Origin of the sequence: Neisseria sp. P0008.S010 (assembly GCF_051962715.1) — a bacterium.
Taxonomy (GTDB): Bacteria; Pseudomonadota; Gammaproteobacteria; order Burkholderiales; family Neisseriaceae; genus Neisseria; species Neisseria elongata.
Genome location: NZ_JBQCVA010000080.1, coordinates 1 through 3,873, shown reverse-complemented (window position 1 = coordinate 3,873; position 3,873 = coordinate 1). Strand labels below are relative to the sequence as shown.

Here is a 3,873-nt window from a genome sequence, read left to right as displayed (position 1 = left end):
ACGATCACCTACCACCGAGACCGTATCGGCCGCATCCGTCAGAAAGACAGTCATCTGGACGGCGGAGAAATCCTGAGCACCCACTACCGCTACGACAAACTTAACCGTCTGATCCAAGCACACAACGCCCATAGCGAGCTTCGCTTCGGCTATGATCACAACGGACTGGTTAAAGAACAGCTCATCCACTTAGATGAACCTCTTTCGTCCGGTATCAGCCGTTCACAATCCAAAGATGTCGCTGCACAGATTACCGAACACCGTTACGACGTACTGGGCAACCGCATCCAAACCATCCTGCCTACAGGTGAAGTTTTAAACCGCCTGTATTACGGCAGCGGACATCTGCACCACATTAACCTCGATAGCGCCACCCTTGCCGACATCGAGCGTGACGCTCTGCATCGCCCAGTCGAGCGGACTATCGGCAAGCTGAATACCCAATTTCAACTTGACCCATTAGGCCGTCTGAAACAACAAATCGTCCAACCGAACAGCCACAACAAAGCAGATCCTGCTGTGCTGATCGGTCGCCGTTACCAATACGACACTATCGGCAACCTCGTCCGTACCGATGACCAAACCAACGGTAGCAGGGATTACACCTATGACGCACTGGGCAGAATTACCCAAAGCGCAGACGAGCACTACCGCTACGACCCTGCCCACAACCTTACCGACGGAAGTAGAATCAGTGGCAACCGCATTACCCAATACAAAGGTATCAGTTACCGCTACGACCCGTTGGGCAACCTGATCGAGAAACAACACAATAACGGTGAAATCCAACATTACCGCTACAATGCCGATAACCAACTGGCCGAAGCCGAAATCCATCGCCCAGGACAAAACACCGTCTTATACCGCTACCGCTATGACCCCATAGGCCGCCGCATAGCCAAAGTCCATCCGGACGGCAACGAAATCCAATACCTGTGGGACGGCAGCCGCTTGCTACAGGAATACAGCGATAAAGCAACCTATACTTATGTTTATACTGAACAAGGTAGCTACGAACCGTTAGCGCAAATCGTTCAGATGACCAACACTGATAATAACAAAGTTGGCAGACAGATTCTGTACTACCACAACGATCAAATCGGTATCCCGCGCGAGATGACCGATGAAGAAGGCAATATTGTTTGGAGCGGCGGCTATAGCGGCTGGGGCAAACTGACCCAAGAAGGTCGTCTGAAACTGGATATACATCAACCCTTCCGTCTGCAAAATCAGTATTATGATGAAGAGACAGGGCTGCATTACAACTTCTTCCGCTACTATGATCCGGATATTGGGCGGTTTACGCAGCAGGATCCGATTGGGCTATTAGGGGGAGATAATCTTTATAGGTTTGGCAATTCAGCACAAGGTTGGATTGATTTATTAGGTTTAGAAGGTAAAACAGCACTCCAGAGAATTGATGAAACTTTAACAGGAGTATATGTAGAAGGATCTGCTACGGCAGGACTAGGTTTGGCTGCTAGTTGCAGTTATGCTGGTAAAGGCAAAGTAAGCTGTAATATAGCACTTACAGCAGGAGCGAGCTTGGAAGCTGGTGCTGGTATTTCTAAAACTGTAAGTGAAAGAAAAGATGGAGCGTATACTGAAATTTGTGCAACCGTAAAGCCTGGTGTTTCAGTAGGAGTCTGCGGAGGCTCTAATTTAAACAGAAATGCAACACCTTATGGGTCTGGTAAGGTTGGAGTTGGTGCTGGTGCAGGAGTAACTGCAAACATAGGATATCAAAAAACAATTGATTTACTAGCCCTTCTCCCTAAAGCACAACCACAATACTTACCCAGGAAAATAGAATTACCCCCAGGAATAGAACCAAATAAAATGCACCCCGATCAAATATTTAACAATATGAGATTTTAAGATTAAAAATGAATATATCAGAATTATTATTTATATTACTCACTCTATTTTGGGTTTTTACATATTGGTATTTTGCATATAAAATATGCAAAAAATATCAGAAAATAAACTCCATCTGGGAAATGCTCATTACAAAGAACTTAGAAAGTAATAAATTACTTTGGGCTATTATATTAGGTAAACCATCCATGAATCATATTCCTAAAAATTTTAATTTCTATTTTGTAAAATATGGTGCTCTTTTTACAATACCTTTAATACTTATACTTAAATTTTTAATTGGGACTTAGGAAGCAAAATTACTCAATATAGTGATAAGCTTCTGAAATGAATTTAAAAAACAAGTACCAAAAGTTCAGTAAAATTAACGAGCCCAAATTTCGCCAGCTCCTGCGGCTGTTTGCTTTGGATTTAACTGCCTCCGATACCGCGAAACTGACGGGTGTCAGCATCAGAAGTGTCAACAGCCTGTACCTGAAATTGCACCGGGGGTTGGCTGACGAATGCGGGGGGCAATGTTGTTTGGAGCGGCGACTATAGCGGCTGGGGCAAACTGACCCAAGAAAGTCGTCTGAAACTGGATATACATCAACCCTTCCGTCTGCAGAATCAGTATTATGATGAAGAAACTGGGCTGCATTACAACTTCTTCCGCTACTATGATCCGGAGATTGGGCGGTTTACGCAGCAGGATCCGATTGGGTTAGAGGGCGGAACAAATTTCTATAATTTTGCCGCAAGTACGACTAATTCAGTCGATGTATTAGGCCTTACGAACTTCAAATATCATGGTAATTGGTGTGGACCTGGCTGGACAGGGGGACACTGGGAATCTTACTCATCACAGAATGATAAAAATGGCTACTACAAACAGCCTATAGATATGATGGATAAGGCCTGTCAAAACCATGATAAATGTTATGCACAATGTCGTGAGACTTTTCCATGTAACAAACAGTTACGAGGACAATGTATGACCCAATGTGATAGGGATTTAGGTAGAGCTCCTGAAAATACAAAAATATCAAGTCAAAATCCTTATGCTAACAAGTTTGGCTTAGAACTCTGGATGAATCATAATAATTTCCCAGATGCTGGAGATAATGCTGTTTCTTGTTATGATGGATTAACACATGTACCTAATAGAGCACCTTCTGCTAATGAATTTTTCAATATGCTTATAAGATAAGAGGAGGTAGTATATGTCTTTCTTGAAGAATAGATTAGGCACCTTGCTTGCATTACTATACATAACAATATCAATTATTATTTTATTTAGTAATACAGAGGGTAGCTGGGGAAGCTTTCTTCTCTTTGTCTCAGCCTTACCATTTTCCATTTTATCCTTATTTTTATCCAGCTATTTAAATGGGCCATTAGCCAATTTTGTATTTATATTTCTGAATACAATATGGTGGTTCTTACTAGGATGGCTAATCACTAAGATTTTAAGAAAAAAATTAAAACAAAATAAATTAGAATAAATTCAGTAAGCACATGGGTTGAGTTGAAAACCCAACTTTCACAAAGGTCGTCTGAAAAACTTTCAGACGACTTAAAATACATCCTCTTCAGGCGATAACAAAAGTTAGCCTCTACAAGACGGCTGTCCCTGCCACAAAAATATCGCGAAGAAACCTCAACAGGAAAAAACAAAAACAGAAACCTTATACCTTTGCGGAGCCGGGGAAGAGCATCTGCATTTGGATTTTGTACATGACGATAAAATGATTCAGGAGTAAAAATATGGGAATTGTGAGTCAGGATCCGATTGGGTTGCAGGGTGGGGTGAATCTGTTTGAGTATGCGCCGAATCCAATCAGCCTGTAGGAAATCGTGGCGTTGTTTACACCACAGGTTGAGAAAAGTAAGCCTGCAAGACCTCAAACGGCGTATCGCCGCCCAGACTACCGTGCGACTTCACGGTGTTATAAAAGTTCACAAATCGGCACAGCTCCTTTTGCCGGTGTTCCGGACTGTCAAAACTCTGCTTTT

Annotated in this window: 3 protein-coding genes and 2 pseudogenes; 4 read left to right on the top strand and 1 reads right to left on the bottom strand. The window is 42.8% G+C overall.

The features are described from left to right. From ACTHSL_RS12195 to ACTHSL_RS12180, 4 genes and pseudogenes are all read left to right on the top strand, one after another. Nucleotides 1-1,878 (top strand): RHS repeat-associated core domain-containing protein (locus ACTHSL_RS12195; protein WP_440381604.1); only part of this gene is annotated, 1,878 nt, incomplete at its 5' end. 327 nt (nt 1,879-2,205) lie between these two features. Further along, a pseudogene (locus tag ACTHSL_RS12190) lies at nt 2,206-2,385 on the top strand (IS1595 family transposase); the annotation flags it as partial. Then, nucleotides 2,375-2,638 (top strand): annotated as a pseudogene (locus tag ACTHSL_RS12185) (RHS repeat-associated core domain-containing protein); the annotation flags it as partial. The pseudogenes ACTHSL_RS12190 and ACTHSL_RS12185, both read left to right, overlap by 11 nt. Before the next feature lie 213 nt (nt 2,639-2,851). Further along, the gene (locus ACTHSL_RS12180; protein WP_440381603.1) at nt 2,852-3,067 is read left to right on the top strand and encodes a hypothetical protein; all 216 of its coding nucleotides are present in this window, start codon (nt 2,852-2,854) and stop codon (nt 3,065-3,067) included. Nucleotides 3,068-3,724: 657 nt separating this feature from the next. On the opposite strand, the gene ACTHSL_RS12175 is transcribed toward ACTHSL_RS12180, so the two are convergent. Further along, on the bottom strand, nt 3,725-3,873 hold a 149-nt coding region (locus tag ACTHSL_RS12175; RefSeq protein WP_440381605.1), incomplete at its 5' end, for an integrase core domain-containing protein.

Bases quoted from the DNA above. Each gene is read 5' to 3' on its own strand.
- ACTHSL_RS12180 (WP_440381603.1), top strand. From the start codon at position 2,852: ATGACCCAATGTGATAGGGATTTAGGTAGAGCTCCTGAAAATACAAAA.